We start from the raw sequence: 20,979 nt of genomic DNA, 5'->3' as shown, positions 1-20,979 counted from the left end.
AAATCCTTGCGTTAAGTTCTCAACTGCGCCAAAAACCGCAAGAAAAATGTCCATCAACCTAAAAACTCGGGGAAAAAATTAAGGGATTAAGGGAATCAGCCGCGTATAAATCGCCTGGAAGGTCTGGTGAGAGGCGGTCATCCCCTGCATTAAAGTTTGCCCGCCCAACACGTGCAGGCGGTTTTCATAGGCAAGAAGCCCCAGGTAAGGGCCAACTTCAAGCGGCGGAGCTTCCAGCGCAGCCCACTTGTTCTCTGCCGTATGCAGAACCAGCGGTGTGAGAATGGATTGCACCTGACCGTAGCTCTGCCCCCCCACCAGGTAGACATTACCCGCCAATTCAACAGTCCCCATCGCGAAGCGCCCTTGCGGCAGCGGAGCCAGTTGTTCCCACGGATCTTCACCTTCCAGCACCCATTGGGGATGAAAAGCCAGGGTTTCATCCAGCGGGGTGGTGTTGTTTCGCCCGCCGATCAACAGAACCTTATTCCCGCTTACCACGGCGGAAGCGAATCCGCGCGCGGAAGGCAGGCTGGCAAACAGCTCCCACTGGTCCGCGGTGGGGTCATAGCGATACACGTCCGCGCTGAAAGCCATGCCATTCCAACCGCCAAACAAATACAGCTTCCCTTCAAACGCTGCCAGCGCGGCTTGGGAGCGGTTTTCAGGCAAGGGTGCGTGGGATTCCCAGCGGTCTTCGCGCGGATTATAACTCTCCAGATGGTTGACCGGTTTTCCATCGGCCAGCTCTCCCCCAGCTAAATAAATCTGCCCGCCCAAAACGGCCGCTGGCGCGTAGCGCACGGGGGTTGGCTTATCAGCCAGGCTGGCCCAGGTCTGTGTCTCAGGGGTATATTCCCAGGTTGGCGCGGTCAGCCCCTGCTTGCCCTCACCGCCCAGAAGGTAAAAACGGTTCTCAAATACTACCCCCGCCATCCCCGAACGCTCCGCGGGCATTTCGGACAGCGCCTCCCACTGTTCAGACCCCGTTTCCGGCGGGAGCGGGGTCAGCGCGGCAGAGTTGATCTCTGCGGGTGGGGTCATTGTTCTTCGAATGAACATTACCGTCAGAAGGATTCCAAGGCCAATCAACAACAGCCGCATACCGGGTGTTTGGGAAATTTTCTGCGGGACGCTCACCGGTTCAGGCGCAGCGCGTTCCGCTTCTTCCGGGTCAGCGGGTATATCGCCCATTTCCACCCATCCCATGCGAATCGCATACGCGGCCGCTTCGGTGCGGGAAGCAGCGCCGATCTTCTCAAAAATATTGCGCAGGTGCACTTTGACCGTATTGGGGCTGATGCCCAATGTGAGCGCAATTTCTTTATTGCTGGCCCCGGTCGCCGCCAGGCGCAGAATTTCCATCTCACGTTCGCTTAAAGGGAGTTCGTTTTGCATCGGTTAAATTATATCCGAGATGGAAAGGAGTGATTCCTTTCAAGCATCCTTTTTGTGATCAGGTATTGTGGTAGGCAGTACCAACAAAGTAAGGGCAATCAGAAAACTCGCTATCAAACCAGAAATTTGAACGTCACCCATTATTCGTTTCCAGATTTTCTATTAAAAGTTGCTCGTAAAGTTGGATACAACGAGCAGTAATGAGGGTAAATCTCCTCGTAGAGACGTACATTGTTTTCAATTGGTTCAATCGCTGCGGGCTTCCAATGGACAATGTGCTGGCAGGCTTGCTCAAAACTGGCATAATAGCCGCTTCCCACAGCCGCCAGCAGGGCCGCGCCCAGGGCTGCTGCCTCGGGAGTGCTGCTCTGGTAAATGGGGCGGGCAAAAATATCCGCCTGCAATTGAAGCCACAGCGGGTGTCTGGTGCCTCCTCCCGAAGCGACAATGCGCTGAATAGGCGCTCCCAGGGTTTGCATCAAATCCAGCCCCTGTCGCAGCGAAAAGACCACCCCTTCCAGCACGGCTCGCACCAGATGACGGCGATGGTGGCGCAGGGTCAGGCCGGTAAAGCTGCCCGTAGCCAGTGGATCCATAATGGGCGTGCGTTCCCCGGCCAGATAAGGCAGGTAACGCAAACCCTCTGCGCCTACAGGCGCGTGTGCGGCTTCATCCACCAGCTGCTGGTAACTGCGGTCTTCAAAAAAGTGATCGCGCAGCCACTTGAGCGATAGTCCAGCCGACAAGGTTGCCGACTCCAGATGCCAGACCTGGGGCAGCGCGTGGCAAAACAGGTGCAGGCGCAGCTGTGGATCATATCGCGGCTGCAGCACGGGTGCAAGAATTTGGCCGCCGGTGCCAATGGTACAAGAGACATCACCGGGTTGGATGATGCCGTTGCCCAGCGCTTGCGCGCTCTGGTCGCTGGCGCCCATAAAGACCGGCGTGCCGGCTCGCAGCCCGGAGAGAATCGCGAATGGTTTAGAAACACTCCCCCCTGGCGCGTGGGAGGGCTTAACCGGTGGGAGAAAACGCAACGGGATCGCCAGTCCGGTTAGCCAATCCTCGTTCCAGTCCTGACGGGCAGGGTCAAACAGGCCAGTGGAAGAAGCGTCACTCGGTTCACTGCCATATTCGCCGGTGATGACCAGCCGCAAATAGTCTTTGGGTAGCATAACCTGATGAATGCGGGTATACACCTCCGCCTCATTTTCGCGCAGCCACAGCAAAGTGGGAAGCATGAAGCCAGCCGCCAGGGGATTCCCGGTGGCGGCACCCAGTTTTTCAATTCCCTGACAAGTGTACACCTGTTCCACCTGCCTGGCGCTGCGCTGATCGGCCCAGATGATGGCCGGACGCAAAGGATTTCCCTGCGCGTCCAGACAAACGCAACCGTGCATCTGCCCGGAAAAGCTAATTCCTTCAATTTGGCTCGCGTCTATCCGCGCCTGGCTCATAACCACCGGGAGAGTTGAAAGGAATGCATCCACCCATATCTGAGGGTCTTGCTCCGCCCAACCCGGCTGCGGGGTTTGAATGGAGTACTCTGCAGCCACCTGAGCGAGCAGACTGCCGCTTTCTGCATCGAGCAATATGGTTTTCAGACTGGATGTGCCCAGATCAACACCAAGGAAATAGCTGCTCATCATGCCCTCACGGAAACAGAGTGGAAATCTTGTGGAACCGGTTCCAGATTATGGTACAACAAAAAGAGAGCCTGTCAACCAAAATCATTGTCTTGCATGTCCATTGCCCAAAATCATAGCGAAGATAAACCTTGAATTTTTCAAAACCCGGTTTATAATCAGAACGCTGATACTCATTTAATGAATATTCAAATAAAAAAACATGAGCCCACTCACCCGCACCCCTCTGACCATTGAACATGCCTTGCTCGGTTTTTTGTTGAACGGCGCGATGCACGGTTACGACATCCACCGCCAAATGATGAACCCGCAGGGCTTGGGGCAGGTCTGGCAGGTTAAGCAAAGCCAACTATACGCACTTTTGAATCGTCTGGAACAGGAAGGCTTTGTAACCACCGCGCTCGAAGCCCAGGATTCACGCCCTCCTCGCAAAATGTTTTCATTAACCGAGACCGGATGGCAAACCTTTCTCCAATGGACTAGCGCCCCGGTACCCCACGGCCGCGACATGCGTCTGGATTTTATCGTCAAACTCTATTTTGCCCGCCAAATCAGCCAGAACGCGGCCGAAAAGCTGATTGAGATGCAGCGCGAGACCTGCCAGCTCTGGCAAATGGATCGCGGGGACAACTCACCCGGCACTTTTGAATGGTTGATCTCTGAATTTCGCCGCGGGCAGATCGCCGCCATGCTTGCCTGGCTGGATCAATGCCAGCGCTTTATATTGCATTGCGATTCGGAAGGTGCATAAAAACGTATCCTCCTTCCAATCTTTTACGGTAAAGGAATTGATCAATGAACAGAACAAGAATTGTATGGATTGAATTGATCGTTGGGCTTTCAGTCATTTTGTCTGCCTGCGCCCCAACCGCGCCTGCCGATACCCTTTCACCCGCGCCCACCCAGGCCACAGCAACATCCGAGCCATCCCCCACTGAGACAGTAATGAAGGCTGCCCCAATCGAAGTGGAAGACGCTTTGGGACAAAAATTAATATTTCAAAATCCCCCACAACGCATCGTGCAAGCCGGCCGGGCGGGGTTGATGATTGTCGACGCCATTTACGCCTTCCCTGAAGCACAGCAGAACATGGTTGCGTTATCCGAAATTACCCAGGGACTTGGTAACTTCGGTGAAGTGATCGACCCCTTCTTCGCGCAAAAAACCCTGGTAAGCCGCGATACGGGCGCAGAGCCCATTCTTGCCATGAACCCCGATGTGGTGATCATGAAAAGCATGTTAGCCAAGGATTTCGGCAAACAGATTCAGGACCTGGGCGTGCCGGTAATTTACCTCGACCTTGAAACCCCCGAGCAGTTCCAGCGCGATTTGACCACCCTGGGACAACTCTTTAATAATCCGCAGCGTGCCGAAGAATTGAAGCAGTACTACCAGCAAAAATCTGAATGGGTCACCTCACAAACAGAAACACTGTCTGAAGAGCAAAAACCGCGCGTTTTGCTGCTGTACTATTCCTCACAAGACGGCCAGACGGCGCTGAGCGTGCCGCCGCTGACCTGGCTGCAAACCACCCTGGTGGAAAATGCTGGCGGTATACCGGTGTGGCAGGACCTGGAACTGGGCGGCGGCTGGACAAAGGTCAATTTTGAGCAAATCGCCGCCTGGGATGCCGACCAAATTTACATAATCGCCTATAATGACAACGTAGCGGAGGTTACCGCTGGATTAGAAGAGGACACCCAATGGCAGGCGCTGCGCGCTGTTCAGCAGGGACAGCTCTTTGGCTTCCCCGGCGACTATTATTCTTGGGACCAGCCCGATACGCGCTGGATTCTGGGGCAAATGTGGCTGGCCAGCAAAACTCAACCAGAAGTCTTCGCTGATCTGGATATTAAAGAGGAGGCTGCGATGTTTTTCCAGACCCTCTACGGGATGGATGAATCCGCCTTTGCGGAAAAGATCATCCCGATTCTCAGTGGTGATGTGGATTAGGCAACGTGGCATCGAAACACCTTACTGAGAAGAAACCCCACGAAAAAGCTGGGCGGGCCATCAAGCCCGCCGGCTTCCTTCTGATTCTAGCAGCGCTTTTGCTGGCAATCAGCCTGCTGTCCCTTTTTCTGGGCCGGTACCCCCAACCAGGATTCATCTCGCTGGAACGCCTGAACACGGATGAACTGGCCAGGCGCGTTCTACTTAACCTGCGCGCCCCGCGCATTCTGGCGGCGGTCTTGTTGGGGATGTCGCTGGGAGCGGCAGGCAGCGTCTTTCAGATGATATTTTCCAACCCGCTGGTCGAGCCAGGCTTTTTGGGTGTGTCACAGGGCGCCACCTTTGGCGCCGCCCTGGCGATTATCTTCCTTGGCGGAACTCCCTGGATAACCCAGGGATCAGCCGCCGTTTTCGCGTTTGGCGGGCTGGCCGTGTCTTACTTTCTTTCGCGGCGAGTGCGCTTTGGCGGCTGGGTGCTGCGCCTGGTGCTGGCGGGAATCGCCGTCTCTGCCTTGTTTTCCTCAGGGGTGGGCATATTGAAGTACATCGCCGACCCGCTGGAAGAGCTGCCTGAAATTACATTCTGGCTGCTGGGCGGATTGTATAAAATCAACTGGCAAGACCTGCGCGTGCTGCTGCCCGTGGTGGTGATCAGCTTGCTGATCCTTTTCCAGATGCGCTGGCGCTTGAATCTGCTATCGCTGGAAGATGAGGTGGCCTTTTCTTTGGGACTGGCGCCAGGGCGCGAGCGAGCGCTGGTTCTGGCGGCCTCCGTGGCTGCCGCGGCGAGTGTAACCGCTGTGAGCGGCATCGTTAGTTGGGTGGGTTTAATTGTGCCTCACATCTCGCGCCGCCTGTTTGGGGCGGACGCGCGCTATTCCCTGCCCGGCGCCATGCTGCTGGGCGGCATCTTCACCCTGGTGTGTGACGATCTCGCTCGCACCTTAATGGTGGCCGAGGTGCCATTGGGAATCATAACCTCGCTGTTTGGCGCGTTGTTCTTCATGCTGCTGATGATCTCGCGCGGCATACGGGTGGAAAAATGAGCACACCCATCCTTTCCTTTGAAAATGTCGTGTTTCGCTACCAGCCGCAGGATCACACGGTGCTGAACGAGCTGTCTCTGCAAATCGAACCCGCCAGCATCACCGCCATTTTGGGACCCAACGGGGTGGGGAAAACCACCCTGCTGCTCCTGGGGCTGGGCTGGCGGCGGCCGCAAAGCGGACAGGTCTTGCTGGATGGAAAGGACCTGCTGTCATACCGGCGCAACGAGCTGGGGCAGCGCATCGGCCTGGTGCCGCAAACCGAACACATCGCTTACGATTATTCCATTCTGGAATATGTGCTCTTAGGACGAGCGCCCTATTTGATGCCCCTGGAAATGCCCGGTGAAGCCGACTGCCGCGCCGCGCAGCGCGCCCTGGCCACCGTGGGATTGGCGGGCATAAGTGACCGCCCTGTAACCGAGTTAAGCGGCGGCGAGCGCCAACTGGTATTGGTGGCGCGCGCCCTGGCGCAGCAACCGCGTCTGCTGCTGCTGGATGAGCCCACCAACCACCTCGACCTGGGTAATAAGATCCACTTATTGGAACTGCTGCGCGATCTGAAAGACAGCGGTGTAACCGTGGTCTTTACCACGCACGAACCCGAAGTGGCGGCAGTGTTGGCCGATCAGCTGGTGTTAATGCGCGATGGCAAAGTGCAGCACGCCGGTAGCTTGCAGGAACAGTTCACCTCCGAACGGCTCAGTGAAACATATGACACCCCTGTGGAAGTGCACGAAGTGGCCGGTCGGCGTGTGGTCATCTGGCGCAATGGAGCGGATAAAAAACATGAATGAAGCCGGCACAGTTCTCATAATTACCGGCTGGCGCGGTGCGGGAAAAACCAGCCTTTGTCAAATGGTTGTTGAGCAAGCCCGCCAGCGTGGATGGGATGTCGCCGGGGTGATTTCTTTGCCGGTGCTGGAAAAAAGCGTGAAAACCGGCATCGAAATCATAGCCATCCGCAGTAATGAGCGCCGTCTGCTGGCGCGCAGCACCGCGCTGGCCAATACCACTCTCCAGACCCACGCCTGGGCGTTTGACCCGGTCAATATGCAATGGGGAAATGAAATCCTGAAAAGCGCCGTTCCCTGCGATCTGCTGATGGTTGACGAGCTGGGCCCGCTGGAGTTTGAGCGACAGCAGGGCTGGCTGGAAGGGCTGCGCGCGCTTGATTCAGGGCAGTTCAAACTGGCACTGGTGGTGATCCGCCCGGAACTGGTTGCCCAAGCCCGCTCCCGCTGGCCGCAAGCCGTAGAATTGCAAATCAACACGGTAACCGAGGCGCCTGCCCTGGCTCAGCAGATCATCGATCAGTGGTTACGCTCACCTGCAAACCGATCATAGACCTCAGAGCCGGTTGACACATGGAGCAGTTGACCCTATACTCGGTTGTATCCAGCCCTCCCAGGAGACAAAACCATCATGAGCCAACCGATCACCCGAAAAATCATGTTCGGCCTGCTGTACTTCACCCAGGGCACCATTCTCAGTTATTTCACCGCCCTGAACGCGCTCTATTTTCTCTCCAAGGGCCTATCCATGACCAGTGTGGGCATTTTCGCCACCATCGCGCTCATTCCTTTTGTGATCAAGATCTTCCTGGGCATGTGGAGCGACCGAGTCAACCTGTTTGGAATGGGGCATCGCAAGCCCTATATAATCATCGGTCTGACGGTTCAATTTGTCGCCCTGGTTATTGTCCCCTTCATTGACCCGGCCAAAAGTTATTGGGGGTTCGTTGGCCTGGCTTTCATCTTGCAGCTTGGCATGGCGCTGTATGACACCTGCACCGACGGCCTGGCGCTGGACACCACTACTGAAGAAGAGCACGGCGTCATTCAAGGCATCATGGTCGGCGGGCGCGCGCTGGGCGTGGTCATCACCGCTTCGGCGGTTGGCATCATGGCTGAAGCAGTTTCATGGCTGGCCGTTTTCTGGCTGCTGGCCGGGCTAACGCTCCTCCCGCTGCCCTTCGTGCTGGGCATTCGGGAAGGCGAGCGGACGGTTGAGCGTAAATTCGATTGGTCTGCTTTTAGCGCTTTCAAACAAGCATCCATCATCGGCTTGGCCGGGATTGGCTTTGTATTCTTCATGATCATCGCCGGGGTTAATCAGTTGGTCAATCCCTTTCTGGAACAAGACTTCGGTATTTCTCTCAGCCAAGCCGGGTTCTACACCACTGTTTGGGGAATCGGTGTGGTGCTGGGCGGTGTGACCGGCGGCTGGCTGATCAGCAAAATTGGCAGCCGCAACGGCGTAATCGCCTCTGTGGTTGTTTCTGCCATCTCCACCCTGCTGCTGGCTGCCACGCCCAATCCGCAGATCGCCTGGTTTGTGGTTGCTCTGTTTGGCATTGCTTACGGCACTTACCAGACCGTTTACTTTGCCCTGGCAATGAACTACACTGACTCACGCATTGCCGCCTCAATGTTCTCCATTTTAATGGCGGTCAGCAATGTGGCCCAAGGGGCTGGCATGGGGCTGACCGGCTTCATGGCCGACACCGTTGGTTTCCGCTGGACATTCATTGCCTTTACCGCGATCAACATCCTGGTCTTCCCCCTGCTGCCGTTAGTGTTTGGCAAAGCCAGCCAACAGGTCAAAGCCGCGGCGGGGTAAGAAATTCCATAGAAAAAAAGTTAAAAGGGACTTATCAAAATCTTAACCATATCTACATTGGCTTGTGGTATATTCATTTTATTAACCGGTTAATTATATACGGGTAAACAAATGGGTAAATTCGGGATTACCGCTGGAGAAAAGAGAATAGGCTTGCTGATGGGCAATATCAGCCGCCTGCACGCGACGCGCGCCGATCAGTCATTGGAAGCGATCGGGCTGTTCCGCGGGCAGGCCATTCTATTAATGCTCCTTTCTCACCAGGATGGCTTAACGCACTCGGAAATCGCGGAAAAGCTGGAGATCTCCCCCGCGGCCGCCACCAAGGTGATCAAACGCATGGAAGCGCTTCATTACCTCCAACGCCGGCCAGACCCGGCGGATGAGAGGATTTCCCGTGTATTTCTGGAAGAGGAAAGCTGGACCGTAATTCGCCAGATTAAGAACGCTTTTCAGCAAATTGACCAGATATTGTTGACTGACCTCTCACCTGATGAGAAGGATATGTTGATCAAACTGCTGAACAAAGTCTACGCCAACCTGCTTGAGCAGCCAGCCGGCCCACCCGAAATCCAACCAGACCTGTAATCGACGGTAAAGCATCGCCGCACGCTGCCGATACCGCGTCAGTGAAATCGCTTGTTTTGGAGGCACAATTTGATTCAAAAATTTTATCCATACCTGGGCAAGTACAAGAAATATTTGCTTCTAATCCCTTTTCTTGTGCTTCTCGACGTGCTGTGTGAATTGAGCATGCCCTTGCTCATGGCAAGAGTCATCGACATCGGCATCCCCGGAAAAGATGTCGCTTTTATCACACGTATCGGAATATTCATGATCATGTTAGCCCTGGCGGCAATCGGATTTGGCGTTCTGAATATGCGCTATTCCACCAGAGCCAGCATGGGGTTTGGCGCCAACCTGCGTGACGCGCTGTTTGAAAAAGTACAGGGGTTTTCTTTCAACAACATTGACCATTTCAGCACTGCTTCGCTAATCACCCGGTTGACGAATGATGTCAACAATCTACAAGTTACCGTGATGATGGGGCTGCGGATTTTAATGCGCGCCCCGATGATGCTGGTTATCTCGTTCATCCTGGCTTATGGCATCAACCCGCGCCTTTCGGTTGTGCTGGCTGTGGCCATCCCCCTGCTTTCCATCGGTGTGTTTCTGATCATGAGAACCGCGGTCTCGCGCTTTTCGGTTGTGCAGGAAAAAATTGATGCGCTCAACAACACTCTGCAGGAAAATCTGATCGGTATTCGCGTGGTCAAGTCTTACGTCCGCGCGGACCATGAAATTCAAAAATTTACTCTATCGAACGACAACCTGACCAACGCCGCCATCCGGGCGGTCAGCATCGCAATTTTGAATATGCCGGTTATGATGCTGGTAATGAACGGCGCCACCTTGGCCATCATCTGGATGGGCGGCCGCATGGTGTATGTGGGCACGCTGGGCGCAGGCGAGCTGATCAGCTTCATCAGCTACGTTTTTCAAATTTTGATGAGCGTGATGATGATCTCTATGGTCATTTTGATGAGCGCGCGCGCTGAAGCCAGCGGCAAGCGCATTCTGGAAGTGCTCGATACCCAGGCCGACATTGTGGAACCCGCCCAGCCGGTCATCGCTGAACAGCTTCAACCTTCGGAAAGATTACCGCTCCAAAAGACAGGGAAAGTGGAGTTCAGAGATGTATCCTTTAAATACCAACTCACAGGCAGCGGAGAAAACGTGCTGTCCAACATCTCGTTTACCGCTCTGCCCGGCCAGGTGATCGGAATCGTCGGCGGAACGGGCACCGGCAAAACCACGCTTGTGCACCTGATCCCGCGATTGTATGACGCAACCGAAGGTGCGGTGCTGGTAGACGATGTGGATGTGCGTGACTATTCGCTGGAATCGCTGCGCGCCAAAATTGGAGTGGTCTTGCAGAAGAACACCCTCTTCTCTGGCACCATTCGCGAAAACTTATTATGGGGTAACCCCAACGCCAGCGAAGAAGAGATGATCACAGCCAGTAAAGATGCGCAGGCCCACGACTTCATCATGTCCTTTCCCAATGGCTACGACACCCAATTGGGTCAAGGCGGGGTCAATGTGTCTGGCGGGCAAAAGCAGCGCTTGTGCATCGCGCGCGCCATCCTCAAAAAACCGGCCATCCTCATTCTCGATGACAGCACCAGCGCGGTGGATACCGGCACAGAGGCCAAAATCCGTGCCGCGTTCTATAATAACCTGGCCAACACCACAGTGCTGATCATTGCCCAACGCATCAGCTCCGTCCAGGAAGCGGATCAAATTCTGGTTCTGGACGACGGTCATATCGCCTGCATGGGAACGCATGAGGAACTGATCAACAACAATCCGATTTACCAGGAGATTTACTCCTCCCAGCAAGAAGGAGCCTATATTCATGGATAGCCCCAAAAAAACCAACCAACGTGAAATGCAGCCGCGCGCTCCTCGCGGCCCCGGTATGCCCGTTGGCTTCGAACGCCCAAAAGACGCCCGCAAAACTTTGGGGCGGCTGCTGTCCTACCTGAAAAACCGCTGGCTGCTGCTGGTGCTGGTTTTCATCCTGATGCTGATCAGCGCTTTCAGCGGGCTGGCGGGGAATTACTTCCTCAAACCACTCATTAATGACTATATTCTGCCGGGCAACTTCAGCGGGCTGCTCAACGCCCTGATGGGTCTGGGCGGCATATACCTGCTGGGGGTCATCGCTTCCTACCTGCAAAGCCGCATTATGGTTCAGGTAGCCCAGAAGACCACCAATCTGATGCGCCGCGACCTGTTTGTCAAAATGCAGAGCCTGCCGCTCAAATACTTTGACACCCACACCCACGGCGACCTGATGAGCCGCTTTACCAATGACCTGGATAACGTTCAGATGGCGATGGAGCAAAGCCTTGTCCAGCTTGCTTCCAGCGCGCTGACGTTTGTAGGCGCGGTGATAATGATGCTGGTGCTCAGCCCGCTGCTCTTCCTGGTTACCTTTTTGGTGCTGGCGCTCATGTTCTTCCTTTCTGGTAAACTTGCCGGAAAAAGCAGCAAATACTTTAAGGCGCAGCAACAAAACCTGGGGGATGTCAACGGCTATGTTGAAGAAATGGTGGATGGGCTGAAGGTGATTAAAGTCTTCAACCATGAAGAGAACGCCATCAGCGAGTTCAAAAAACGCAATGAAGCCTACCGCCAGGCTGCCTCCGAAGCCAACTTCTATGCCGGCGTGGTGATGCCAGTGATGAGCAATCTCAACAATATTGCCTACGCCGCAACCGCTCTGTTTGGCGGCATTCTGACCGTCTTTTCCAGCTTCGACATCGGCTCATTGGCGGCCTTCCTGCAATACTCGCGCATGGTGGGTTTCCCGGTGATTCAAATTACCAACCAATTTAACACCCTTTTGGCAGCCATGGCGGGCGCGGAACGGGTATTCAATGTAATGGACCAGTCGGCGGAAGTGGACAATGGAGACGTAACCCTGGTTGGCGTAAACAAGAGTGCAGATGGATCGTTAAATGTGAATACCAATGGTGAACGCCCATGCCATTGGGCCTGGAAAGTGCCCGAGGCGGACGGTTCTGTGCAATATGTGGAACTCAAGGGAGACGTGCGCTTCCACGAGGTCAATTTTGGATATGAGCCAGGGAAAACGGTACTGCGCCAGCTATCCCTTTACGCCAAACCCGGGCAGAAAATTGCTCTGGTCGGCTCAACCGGCGCGGGGAAAACCACCATCACCAATCTGCTAAACCGCTTTTACGATGTGGAAGAGGGCAGTATCACCTATGATGGCATCGACATCAAGCGTATCTGCAAAAACGATTTACGCCAGTCGCTCGGCATGGTGCTACAAGATACCCACCTGTTCTCCGGCACCATTTTAGACAACATCCGCTATGGTCGCTTGGATGCCACCGATGAAGAATGCGTTCGGGCGGCGAAGCAGGTCAACGCCCATTCGTTTATCAAACGCCTGCCGCAGGGCTACCACACCCAGATTACCGCTGACGGCACCAACTTGTCGCAAGGCCAAAGGCAGCTGCTGGCGATTACCCGCGCGGCGATAGCCGATCCGCCGGTGATGATCCTCGACGAAGCCACCAGTTCCATCGACACCCGCACCGAGCGCCTGATTGAAAAAGGCATGGACGCCCTCATGGAAAACCGCACCGTCTTTGTCATCGCCCACCGTCTTTCTACGGTGCGCAACGCGCGCGCCATTCTGGTTCTGGAAAACGGCGAGATCATCGAACGCGGCGACCACACCGATCTGCTGGAACAGAAGGGCCGTTACTACCAGCTCTACACCGGGCAGTACGAGCTTTCATAAAGTTTTTGCAAAAGAACCACCCGCGCCGTGATGATCAGGAAATGCTACAGGCAGCCAAAAAAATCTGCCCTGGAAATATTCTGAAAATCATGGCGCGGTTTTGGTTTTTCGATCTTGTTTTCTTTCCCACCACAACAGCGCGATAAGAACAGAATAACTGACCAGCATGACGGCGCTGCCAATCAGAATCAAGTTGAGATAGGGTTGGTCAGTGTAATTATTATCGACCAACCAAATCGGCTCAATTTTGGCTTCGCCGGGAAAATAGTGAGAGGCAACCAGCAGCATCCACTCTCTGAAGTTGCGCGCCAGGTCGTGCCCGGCCACAACCGCCAATGATAAAATGGAAAGCATAGAGAATCTGGAAAGCGTGTGATGATTGAGCCAGTGTTGAAACTCGCTGCCGGCTTGAATCAATACAAAGACCAGCACCAAACCCAGAATGCGGGTCACCACCCGCTCTCCGGTGAAAATCGGAAGAGGGATACGGGTGAAAAGCAGATGAAATACCCGGTCAAAGGAAAGCATTAATAGCCCAATGGTTGGAAAAAGAAGAACGCGGTATGGGTATTCCGGGTTGGATTTGTAAATCGGATAGATCAACCCAAAGAACAGAATAAAAAAAGCGCCGATAACCCCGACATACGCTGTCATTTCCCAGGTGCCTAGCGGGAGGGTCAGGTTGTTGATCGGAATCTCAACACCCCCTTGGCGGATGATAACCATGTTCTCCAGAATGGATTGAAGATCAGGGTAGCCCCCCATAAACTGGTTATCGTTCAGGGAATTGTACAGGGCAAGCAGCGGCAGAAATCGAAACATACCCAATAACACCGAGAAGACGGCTGTTTTCAAGATGGTAAAAAAATGTCTGGGAATGAAAATGGCCAGAAATCCAAGGAAGAACAACATCCACACAAAATGGTGATACCCGCCCTGCAGCAGCGTAAAAAACAGCAAAGAAGCCATTTTGGCAATCCATCGCCAGCCAGACTGTCCGTCAATCAGTTGAAAAACCAGCAGCGCAAACCAGGGAAACAAGAAATAAGCGACCCAGGTAAAATGACCAACACTGATATGCGCCACAATGTGGCCGTTGAAGTTAAACAGAATGAAAACAAAAGTGAAGACCAGGTTGGAAAAGCCGAGTTTTTGGCCAATTCTGCGCAACCCCCAAAAGCCAAGCGTGTAAAACAAAACCATCTCAAAAACGATGAACTGATAAACATTCAAGAAGCGCAGCAGCAAGAATTGCGGAGAGACAAATGCATCGGGAATGGCCAGGTAACGCTGCGTATAAAATACGCCGAGCTTCATGGGCGTGGAAGCATGCAGCGGCCATGCGCCAACTGTCACCGACTCTTTCAAAAAGTTCAGGCGGGGAGCGATAATGTCCAGCCAGTCATGGTAATTACAGGTGTTTTGCGGGCAATATAAAAACAGACCCCAAACCGCAATGCCCCCAAAGAAAAGCAAGGCCATAAAAATTTGATTGGCCAATTTGAATTTCTTCTGGTCGGGTGTAACCAGGAATTCAACAAAATGTGTGGATATGCTTTGAAATAAAGCCATACAAGCCCCTGGTGAAATTGGTGGACACCCATCCAGCGCCAAAAAGATTGAATCCATCCCTGTTTTCAACGCAAGTAGAGTCTCTTGTCCTGGATCGCAGTGTTCCATATTGTACCATTTTCAACTTCTCAAACGGCAGAATGCAATTTCTCAAATCCCCAATGAACTTCTTTTTGCAGAAAATGGAATGACTTTAAAAATTTCCATTACCCCTTTCAGCTTTTTTGTAGAATCACCGATCGATGATTGCCATTCAGGTGTTGCAAATATTTTTTTAAATCATTGTATGTTTTGCCGACATTTTTCTTCTTCTGAACACGCTATAATTTTTATAGATATGGGATAAAAACCAATCCTCTTTTCTCTGGAGATTAAAAATGCGCACAGGAACTTCTTTCTGGATTTGCATCTGGTTGTCAATTTTACTCTCCATTGCGACCATTTCTACGGCCAGCGCCCAAACCCCCGAACCACCAGCGCCACAGAAAGTAATCGCAATTTATGACGGAAACATACCGCCCACTTTTTCCCAAAATTGTAACAACATTCCCATAAAAATAACCATTGAAGCGTGGAATGTGGGCGCTGCGGGAGGATCCAACTACGGAGAAGCCACGATCACCATTGAAGGTCCTGACTGTGATATTGACAGTAAAGGCAACTCCACACCTGGCCAATACGGAAGGACAGAACTGAAAGGCATATTTTCAGGTGGCCCAGATGGAAAGATACCCCTAAAAGACCCGGAGAATCCAAAGCTGGTTGTAACCGCATTATTTGTTGACGGAAAAACAGTTCGACTAAGTGCGATCGGAGATGGCACCATCTATATTGATATCCCTGTAATCAATCCTGAAGTTTTCGAATCAATGGGCCCATTACCAACGATGGCGCCAACACCAGGGAGCTTTTGCATACCGGTCATTTCAAACATTAATAATTTGAAACCAGGTGAGATATTATCCCCTTCTTTGTCGTTTGTGGATGAGAATAATAACCCTGTTGCCGCCTTATCCAATGTTTGGTATATCAATGGAGTGCAGACAAATTCGGTTACCTGGGACGGAAAAGAGACCACGCTGATTTTGCAATATACCTGCCCCGACACATCAGCTCATGAAAAACGGATCACCATCCCCGCTTATCAAAAAGACAATGAAGTTTCTCCCAACCAAGACGCGAATCAACAGACTGAAACAACCAATCCAACTAGAACTCCGGCAATTGCCGCGGGTGTGGTTGCGGCAGCTGCCGGAGCAGCTGGCGCTGTCGCCGCGGGTGGATATGCGGCAACGCGAATGCAGCCCGTAAAACCAGCCAAAATTACCCCTCCTTCAAAACAAACAGCCCCCAAAAATCAGAATACAGCGTCATCAACAGAGATTTCATCACAAAAGGCTCCCCAACCCTCTCGCCCTCGTTTGACAGATGAGGAACGAGGAAATTTGCAAACGATTCGCACCATGATGCAAAACCAATTATCGGAGTACCGCACAGATTACAATAATCTCACTCACGACCGCCAGGTACTGGTAAGGTTGTTCAAAAATAATGCGCTTAAATTTGTGAGTAAAAAAGCGGTCATCGGCGGAACCATCGTAACCACCAATCCGGTCGGGTTTATGGCTCAAACACTGCTAGACCCCGTCTTAAATAGAGCATTTTCGATGCACGATACTTCTCAGGATTCCAAGATCATTCTTCATATTCACAGCCTGATCAACCTGAGTGGCGAAAGAATGACGGAAATACGCCGGGAGATCATTCATCTGAAGAATGAAATTGATCTGATTAATCAGAGACTTGCTGACAACTAAAGGTATCTACAATGAACGATGCCAGTCAATTCACAATAGATATTCCGCAGTTTCGTGCTCTTGGTTCATTGGTATTAGCATCGCGCGCCCCTCTGGCTAACCTTGCGCCTCTGCTAATGGCAACAGAAACGAATATCTCTATGGAATCCTTGCGTTCCGCTAAATTAGTTGATTCAGAAGGTCAAATTGCGCCTTATCTCCACTCATGTCTTCGCACAATCACCAACGCAAACCGGGTCAGCCAGATCTTTTTTCTGCAATCGGATGATCAAATATTGTCCAACCTGGTGTATTACACACCAGACCCAAAATCACAAGGGCTGCAAATCGATGAACAAGGCCAAATTCAATTCCTGGAGGAATCATCGTTAAAAAATGTTGTTATCCAATCTTTTTTCAATCACCAGGTTCCCATTGAATCAAGAATTGAATACACCATCACGCTTACATCTTCCGATGCACTTGTGCTATCGACGCTGATTGATATGCAAAGAATGGAATACCTCCAAACAGCAGCTAATGAAACCACGGTATTCAAGCAAATGTTAAGCGCCCAAAAAGTAGCGGATTTTCTTGATCATCTTGGCTTAGGTTTCAATGAATCAGACGAACAGGAAACCTATTTTGATAGCAACGCTCTATCACCCAATCGAGGTTTTGCTTTTTTGATTTCGATGCTAACCCCTCCTACTTCCCTGACCCTTCAAGAAATTAACACCAGCTTTGTGCGATTAGCAAAAGCAGGCTGGCTGGTTCCCTTTCAAATGGGCTATACACCAGGAAACGCGATCCTATCCATTTCAAGAGACTTCCTTGAAATGGAAAGAGTGGCTTTTCTTGAAACACACACGATTAAAAATGAATGCATTGCATCAGAAGAAATGCTTTGCATTGGTATGGCTGGTAAATATTTCACCTTCTTGGTAGATAGTGAAAATGAAAACCGGGTTTCCATAGTGAGTTACACGAGTTTATCGGGCGCAGACCTTCTCTCAAAATTCTTTAGGCCCGCACAGAATACCTCAAACCGTATCGACTCTGGCGTCAATCAAGAAATGCAAGCAAACACAATTTCTGGCACACAACCCCCTCCATTAACCAACATCCAGACAGATCAGGAACAAGAACCAGTTTTCCCATCAGCAAGAAAAAGACCACGGTCATTTTGGATTGCAGTAGGATTCGCGATGATTTCAATTTTGGTCATGTGTTTTGGATGCGGCCTGGCTGCCTGGGCGTTTACCTGGTAAAAACGATAACTTTATCTAAGAGCATCAAAATTTTTTGACGATTAAAAAGCGGACAAATGGTCAACTAAGGAAAAAAACACATCTACTGGCAGTTTGCTGTCAGGGATATTATAAATTCAGAAAGTCCCTGAAGTCTCAATTGAAAATATTGTACTTGAAAATTGCACTATCTTTTATTTCAATATCGTGATATATTTAAGCCATCTTATACTCAGATCTGCGTACGATACATGCTGCCATCGAGTATTAAAATGATGGGAGCGTTTTTGGTTAAGCCGCGTCTGGAAAATTGAAAAGTGAGGATACCCTTGGAAGTAAAACTGTATGTTGGAAATATGAGCTATAGCACCACCGAAGAACAACTGCGCTCAATGTTTGAAGAAGCCGGCACTGTTGTGTCAGTGGACGTGATCAAAGACCGCGAAACCGGTCGCCCCAAAGGCTTTGCCTTCGTGGCGATGGGCAGCCAGGAAGATGCCAATAAAGCCATCAGCATGTTCAATGGCAAAGACGTTGGCGGCCGCCAGCTGACCGTTAACCCCGCCCGCCCGCGCGAAGAGCGCCCCGCAGGTGGCCGTTCCTTCGGCTCTGGCAACCGTGGTGGCGGAAACCGCGGCGGCTACGGCAATAACCGCTACTAATATTTTCAACAAAAAACAAGAAGAACTCCGTCCCAACAGGCGGAGTTCTTTTTCATTATTTCTCCGCGCCTGCCGCGTATATCCAACCGTGGACAACTTGGTTATAAACCTGGCGGCGGAGACCCTAAACCGCCCCCATCCCAGGCGCGGTGTGGGGGATTCGCGATCATCACCCCATCGTTGAGCACCGCATAAGGGTAGGCAAAGGCCTCCGCGTCGCAGCGCAGCGCTTCAGCCGGGCAGTCGCCGGTGTAGAGCGCCAGCATGAGGCTGAACTCCTGTACCCGGCCGTTATAAGAAGGCGCGTAGGGTTTCAACTGATCTGCGGCGGAAAAGGTGGTTGCCAGCAGGTTACCCAGATTGGTCTCGGCGGTGGCATAGCGATACTGCCGCCCGGCATAACTGCCAAATGGATTCAACAGCACACGCTGCAGAAGCCCCTGGCGGTGGGTGCGCAGCGGGCAAAAAGCGACATTACTACTTACATCAGCGGTTTGCGCAATCAGCATCCCAAGCTCACCATCCGTTACCGCCAGCCAGGCGTGGGTGATCTGATTATTGGCGTTGGGCAGCTGCCGGTTAGCCGAAAAGCGCCCATAATCCAGGTTATAAGTACTGGTATGATCGCAGTAATTATGCTTCCAGACGCGCAACGGGCTTTCTGGACGGCCTGCCAGCACAGGGCTGATCTGGCAGGGCAACACTTCCCGCCATGCCTCATCCCAACCCTGCTGCAAACGTTTCGCTTTGGCGCGGTCAAATCCCTTATCAGGCGTGCGTGGGTAGACCACCCGCATATCCACATAAATATACGGCAGGCCATCTGCCAGCAGAATTTCCCGCTCAAATTCCACCGGATACCCGTCCGGCAAGGTGATCGTGCCGCGCGCGCGCCTGAGACCCACAACGCCCAGCGATAAGCTGCACTCTTCCTGCCAGGACTCGACCCAATAGCTGCGCCTGCCATACGTGACCCCACTGGAGAAAAACCGCCCGGTAGAAAATTCCCTGCCCTGCGCCTGGACCGAACTCACCTGCCCGGCCGCGTCAAAACGGAGATGGATCAGGCCATTGCTTACCCCGTCTTCAGTAACGCTGACATTGCCGGGGGTATCGTGCCGCCCGGATTGTAGGACATATTGCTTTTCTTCCCTGGGACGAAACCCCTCCACAAACACAAGTTCCCGCCCACGCAGGCTGTCAATCACCACGCAGGGCACATCCTTTGATCCTACGGCGGTTTTCAGGATCAGGGCATCGGGGGCGTCGGGCTGTAAAGGCAGGCGGATTAGGGCGCGTGAAGGCCTCGCCGGAATGGTAACGAGGGAGGTTGATTCACCGCGCGGGTAATCCAATAACCGGAAACTCCCCGGTTTGGTCTGCCCGGCTGCCTGGGAAAACGCCGCCGCTGCCGTATCTACGGCCTGCTGCACCAGTTCGCGCGCCCCGCGCTCGCGGGTCAGATTCATCACCGGGGCGGCCATGCCAAAATGCGTGGTCGAAAGGGCTTTCAGGCGCGCTTCAAAGGAGTCATCCAGCCGGGCCTGAAGATCGGCGGGGAGCGGCTCTCCCAGCAGGCGGCGGGTTTGCAAGTCCAAAATACGGGCGCGCTCCAGGCCAGTAAATAAATGGTGATTCGACCACTTCTCCGCCCAACTGGAAAGCCCATCGTAACTGCCGTCAGCGGTATCCTGTCCAATCGATATGCTGTTCACGGGAGGATGATCTTGCAGATAACGGCCCGGTGTGGTGAAGCGCACATAGTCCAGGTCAAGCACATCTTCCAGCAGCCCGGAAAGACCGCGAAGAGACGAGAATCGCTTTTTCAACCACCCCGGCGCGTCAAACCCATACCAGAAGGCGTCGTCCGCGTCCTGATCCAGCAAGAGCAGCAGGTCACACGGCTCTTCCATGCGCAGCTGCGCGCTGCGCATGGCCTTCACCCAGCGCCGCAAGGTGAGATGATCGGCCAGGTCACCCACGTTGTAGGCTGGCAGCAAGGTCAAGGTCTCGTCAATACCCGGATAAGTGAGCGTCAGCGGGTTGTAACGCTCGCGGATGGACAGCAGCGGAACAAAATTGCTGAAACCATTGAAGGGAACACAGGAATAATACAGGCTGATAGAATCGATCCCCAACCCTTTATACAGCTTCAAATGAATGGGGGTATACATCATCTCCTGCGGGCGCACCATGGGGTAAACGCCCTCACCGAACAGGTCGCGCACGCCGGAACCGGCCGGGTTGGTCAGCGCGCGGCGCATCGCCGCCTCAAATTCGCGCGGGGTGTGGGCGTTGATCAGACCGTTGTTGTAAGACATCAACTGAACTTCGTCGCGTCCCTCTTTCACCCGGCGCTGGATCGATTCAACAATGTCTGGGCAGTGCGCGGGCATGATCTTCTCGAATGAGAAATAATTCTCAAAGTCCCACGTGCCTGAGACCGGCACACCCTTCTGGTTGAAATCATCCAGCACGGAAAGAATATGGCGAATGACGCGAATGTCTTTCCCAAAACCAAGCTCATCGGGCGTGTCACCCCGGTAGGAATGGTAAAAATTGCCGTGAAATCGAAAAGCGAGGTAAATGTTGGCTGCCATGAGACCACCTCCTTATCTGGTTCCATTGTAGCTTGAATTGCCGGGGTAAATTGCCATTTTTTCTTTTCGATCAATATGGCTCATGGGATCAA

Annotated in this window: 16 protein-coding genes; 12 read left to right on the top strand and 4 right to left on the bottom strand. The window is 52.8% G+C overall.

Annotated features, from left to right (window positions below; genetic code table 11):
* Window positions 1–78: 78 nt before the first annotated feature.
* Window positions 79–1,398: a helix-turn-helix domain-containing protein gene (locus ADN00_RS16395; RefSeq protein ID WP_075064090.1), complete on the bottom strand. Its 1,320-nt coding sequence runs from the start codon at window positions 1,396–1,398 to the stop codon at window positions 79–81.
* 140 nt (window positions 1,399–1,538) lie between these two features.
* A complete protein-coding gene (xylB, locus tag ADN00_RS16390; protein WP_075064089.1) occupies window positions 1,539–3,044 on the bottom strand; it encodes a xylulokinase in 1,506 nt (501 codons plus the stop codon).
* A 202-nt stretch (window positions 3,045–3,246) separates the two neighbouring features.
* On the opposite strand from xylB, the gene ADN00_RS16385 reads away from it, so the two are divergent.
* The 9 genes from ADN00_RS16385 (at window position 3,247) to ADN00_RS16345 (ending at window position 13,007) form a co-directional block, all read left to right on the top strand.
* A complete protein-coding gene (locus ADN00_RS16385) occupies window positions 3,247–3,795 on the top strand; it encodes a PadR family transcriptional regulator (RefSeq protein ID WP_075064088.1) in 549 nt (182 codons plus the stop codon).
* Between the two features lie 44 nt (window positions 3,796–3,839).
* Window positions 3,840–4,997, top strand: coding sequence for an ABC transporter substrate-binding protein (locus tag ADN00_RS16380; RefSeq protein WP_082390274.1), 1,158 nt, complete (start codon window positions 3,840–3,842; stop codon window positions 4,995–4,997).
* Window positions 4,998–5,002: 5 nt separating this feature from the next.
* Window positions 5,003–6,043 carry a FecCD family ABC transporter permease gene (locus tag ADN00_RS16375; RefSeq protein WP_201781216.1) on the top strand — a complete coding sequence of 347 codons (1,041 nt, stop codon included), beginning with the start codon at window positions 5,003–5,005 and terminating at the stop codon, window positions 6,041–6,043.
* Window positions 6,040–6,840 carry an ABC transporter ATP-binding protein gene (locus tag ADN00_RS16370; protein ID WP_075064086.1) on the top strand — a complete coding sequence of 267 codons (801 nt, stop codon included), beginning with the start codon at window positions 6,040–6,042 and terminating at the stop codon, window positions 6,838–6,840. The genes ADN00_RS16375 and ADN00_RS16370 overlap by 4 nt, the downstream gene beginning before the upstream one ends.
* Window positions 6,833–7,390 carry a nucleoside-triphosphatase gene (locus ADN00_RS16365; RefSeq protein ID WP_075064085.1) on the top strand — a complete coding sequence of 186 codons (558 nt, stop codon included), beginning with the start codon at window positions 6,833–6,835 and terminating at the stop codon, window positions 7,388–7,390. Before ADN00_RS16370 ends, ADN00_RS16365 begins: the two co-directional genes overlap by 8 nt.
* Before the next feature lie 78 nt (window positions 7,391–7,468).
* On the top strand, window positions 7,469–8,665 hold the full coding sequence (locus ADN00_RS16360) for an MFS transporter (RefSeq protein WP_075064084.1): 1,197 nt from the start codon (window positions 7,469–7,471) through the stop codon (window positions 8,663–8,665).
* 111 nt (window positions 8,666–8,776) lie between these two features.
* Complete coding sequence (locus ADN00_RS16355) at window positions 8,777–9,253, top strand: MarR family winged helix-turn-helix transcriptional regulator (protein ID WP_082390269.1); 477 nt, start codon at window positions 8,777–8,779, stop codon at window positions 9,251–9,253.
* A gap of 69 nt (window positions 9,254–9,322) precedes the next feature.
* Complete coding sequence (locus tag ADN00_RS16350) at window positions 9,323–11,092, top strand: ABC transporter ATP-binding protein (protein WP_075064082.1); 1,770 nt, start codon at window positions 9,323–9,325, stop codon at window positions 11,090–11,092.
* A gap of 55 nt (window positions 11,093–11,147) precedes the next feature.
* Complete coding sequence (locus ADN00_RS16345) at window positions 11,148–13,007, top strand: ABC transporter ATP-binding protein (protein ID WP_075064178.1); 1,860 nt, start codon at window positions 11,148–11,150, stop codon at window positions 13,005–13,007.
* Between the two features lie 87 nt (window positions 13,008–13,094).
* On the opposite strand, the gene ADN00_RS16340 is transcribed toward ADN00_RS16345, so the two are convergent.
* The gene (locus ADN00_RS16340) at window positions 13,095–14,579 is read right to left on the bottom strand and encodes a hypothetical protein (protein ID WP_075064081.1); all 1,485 of its coding nucleotides are present in this window, start codon (window positions 14,577–14,579) and stop codon (window positions 13,095–13,097) included.
* Between the two features lie 377 nt (window positions 14,580–14,956).
* Here ADN00_RS16340 and ADN00_RS16335 point away from each other — a divergent pair, with 377 nt between their 5' ends.
* From ADN00_RS16335 to ADN00_RS16325, 3 genes are all read left to right on the top strand, one after another.
* A complete protein-coding gene (locus tag ADN00_RS16335) occupies window positions 14,957–16,396 on the top strand; it encodes a hypothetical protein (protein WP_075064080.1) in 1,440 nt (479 codons plus the stop codon).
* Window positions 16,397–16,407: 11 nt separating this feature from the next.
* On the top strand, window positions 16,408–17,646 hold the full coding sequence (locus ADN00_RS16330) for a hypothetical protein (protein ID WP_152966395.1): 1,239 nt from the start codon (window positions 16,408–16,410) through the stop codon (window positions 17,644–17,646).
* Between the two features lie 296 nt (window positions 17,647–17,942).
* Window positions 17,943–18,287: an RNA recognition motif domain-containing protein gene (locus ADN00_RS16325; protein ID WP_269083473.1), complete on the top strand. Its 345-nt coding sequence runs from the start codon at window positions 17,943–17,945 to the stop codon at window positions 18,285–18,287.
* A 101-nt stretch (window positions 18,288–18,388) separates the two neighbouring features.
* Here the strand turns inward: ADN00_RS16325 and ADN00_RS16320 are convergent, their stop codons facing one another.
* Window positions 18,389–20,887, bottom strand: coding sequence for a hypothetical protein (locus ADN00_RS16320; RefSeq protein WP_075064077.1), 2,499 nt, complete (start codon window positions 20,885–20,887; stop codon window positions 18,389–18,391).
* Window positions 20,888–20,979: the final 92 nt, after the last annotated feature.

The organism is Ornatilinea apprima, assembly GCF_001306115.1.
Taxonomy (GTDB): Bacteria; Chloroflexota; Anaerolineae; order Anaerolineales; family Anaerolineaceae; genus Ornatilinea; species Ornatilinea apprima.
The sequence above is the reverse complement of the archived record's forward strand: the minus strand, read 5'-3'. Positions and strand labels throughout refer to the sequence as shown.

What these genes read in the sequence shown, in the direction of transcription:
- ADN00_RS16395 (WP_075064090.1), bottom strand. Translation starts at nt 1,398, where the DNA reads ATGCAAAACGAACTCCCTTTAAGCGAACGTGAGATGGAAATTCTGCGC.
- xylB (WP_075064089.1), bottom strand. Translation starts at nt 3,044, where the DNA reads ATGAGCAGCTATTTCCTTGGTGTTGATCTGGGCACATCCAGTCTGAAA.
- ADN00_RS16385 (WP_075064088.1), top strand. Translation starts at nt 3,247, where the DNA reads ATGAGCCCACTCACCCGCACCCCTCTGACCATTGAACATGCCTTGCTC.
- ADN00_RS16380 (WP_082390274.1), top strand. Translation starts at nt 3,840, where the DNA reads ATGAACAGAACAAGAATTGTATGGATTGAATTGATCGTTGGGCTTTCA.
- ADN00_RS16370 (WP_075064086.1), top strand. Translation starts at nt 6,040, where the DNA reads ATGAGCACACCCATCCTTTCCTTTGAAAATGTCGTGTTTCGCTACCAG.
- ADN00_RS16365 (WP_075064085.1), top strand. Translation starts at nt 6,833, where the DNA reads ATGAATGAAGCCGGCACAGTTCTCATAATTACCGGCTGGCGCGGTGCG.
- ADN00_RS16360 (WP_075064084.1), top strand. Translation starts at nt 7,469, where the DNA reads ATGAGCCAACCGATCACCCGAAAAATCATGTTCGGCCTGCTGTACTTC.
- ADN00_RS16355 (WP_082390269.1), top strand. Translation starts at nt 8,777, where the DNA reads ATGGGTAAATTCGGGATTACCGCTGGAGAAAAGAGAATAGGCTTGCTG.
- ADN00_RS16345 (WP_075064178.1), top strand. Translation starts at nt 11,148, where the DNA reads ATGCCCGTTGGCTTCGAACGCCCAAAAGACGCCCGCAAAACTTTGGGG.
- ADN00_RS16340 (WP_075064081.1), bottom strand. Translation starts at nt 14,579, where the DNA reads ATGGCTTTATTTCAAAGCATATCCACACATTTTGTTGAATTCCTGGTT.
- ADN00_RS16335 (WP_075064080.1), top strand. Translation starts at nt 14,957, where the DNA reads ATGCGCACAGGAACTTCTTTCTGGATTTGCATCTGGTTGTCAATTTTA.
- ADN00_RS16330 (WP_152966395.1), top strand. Translation starts at nt 16,408, where the DNA reads ATGAACGATGCCAGTCAATTCACAATAGATATTCCGCAGTTTCGTGCT.
- ADN00_RS16320 (WP_075064077.1), bottom strand. Translation starts at nt 20,887, where the DNA reads ATGGCAGCCAACATTTACCTCGCTTTTCGATTTCACGGCAATTTTTAC.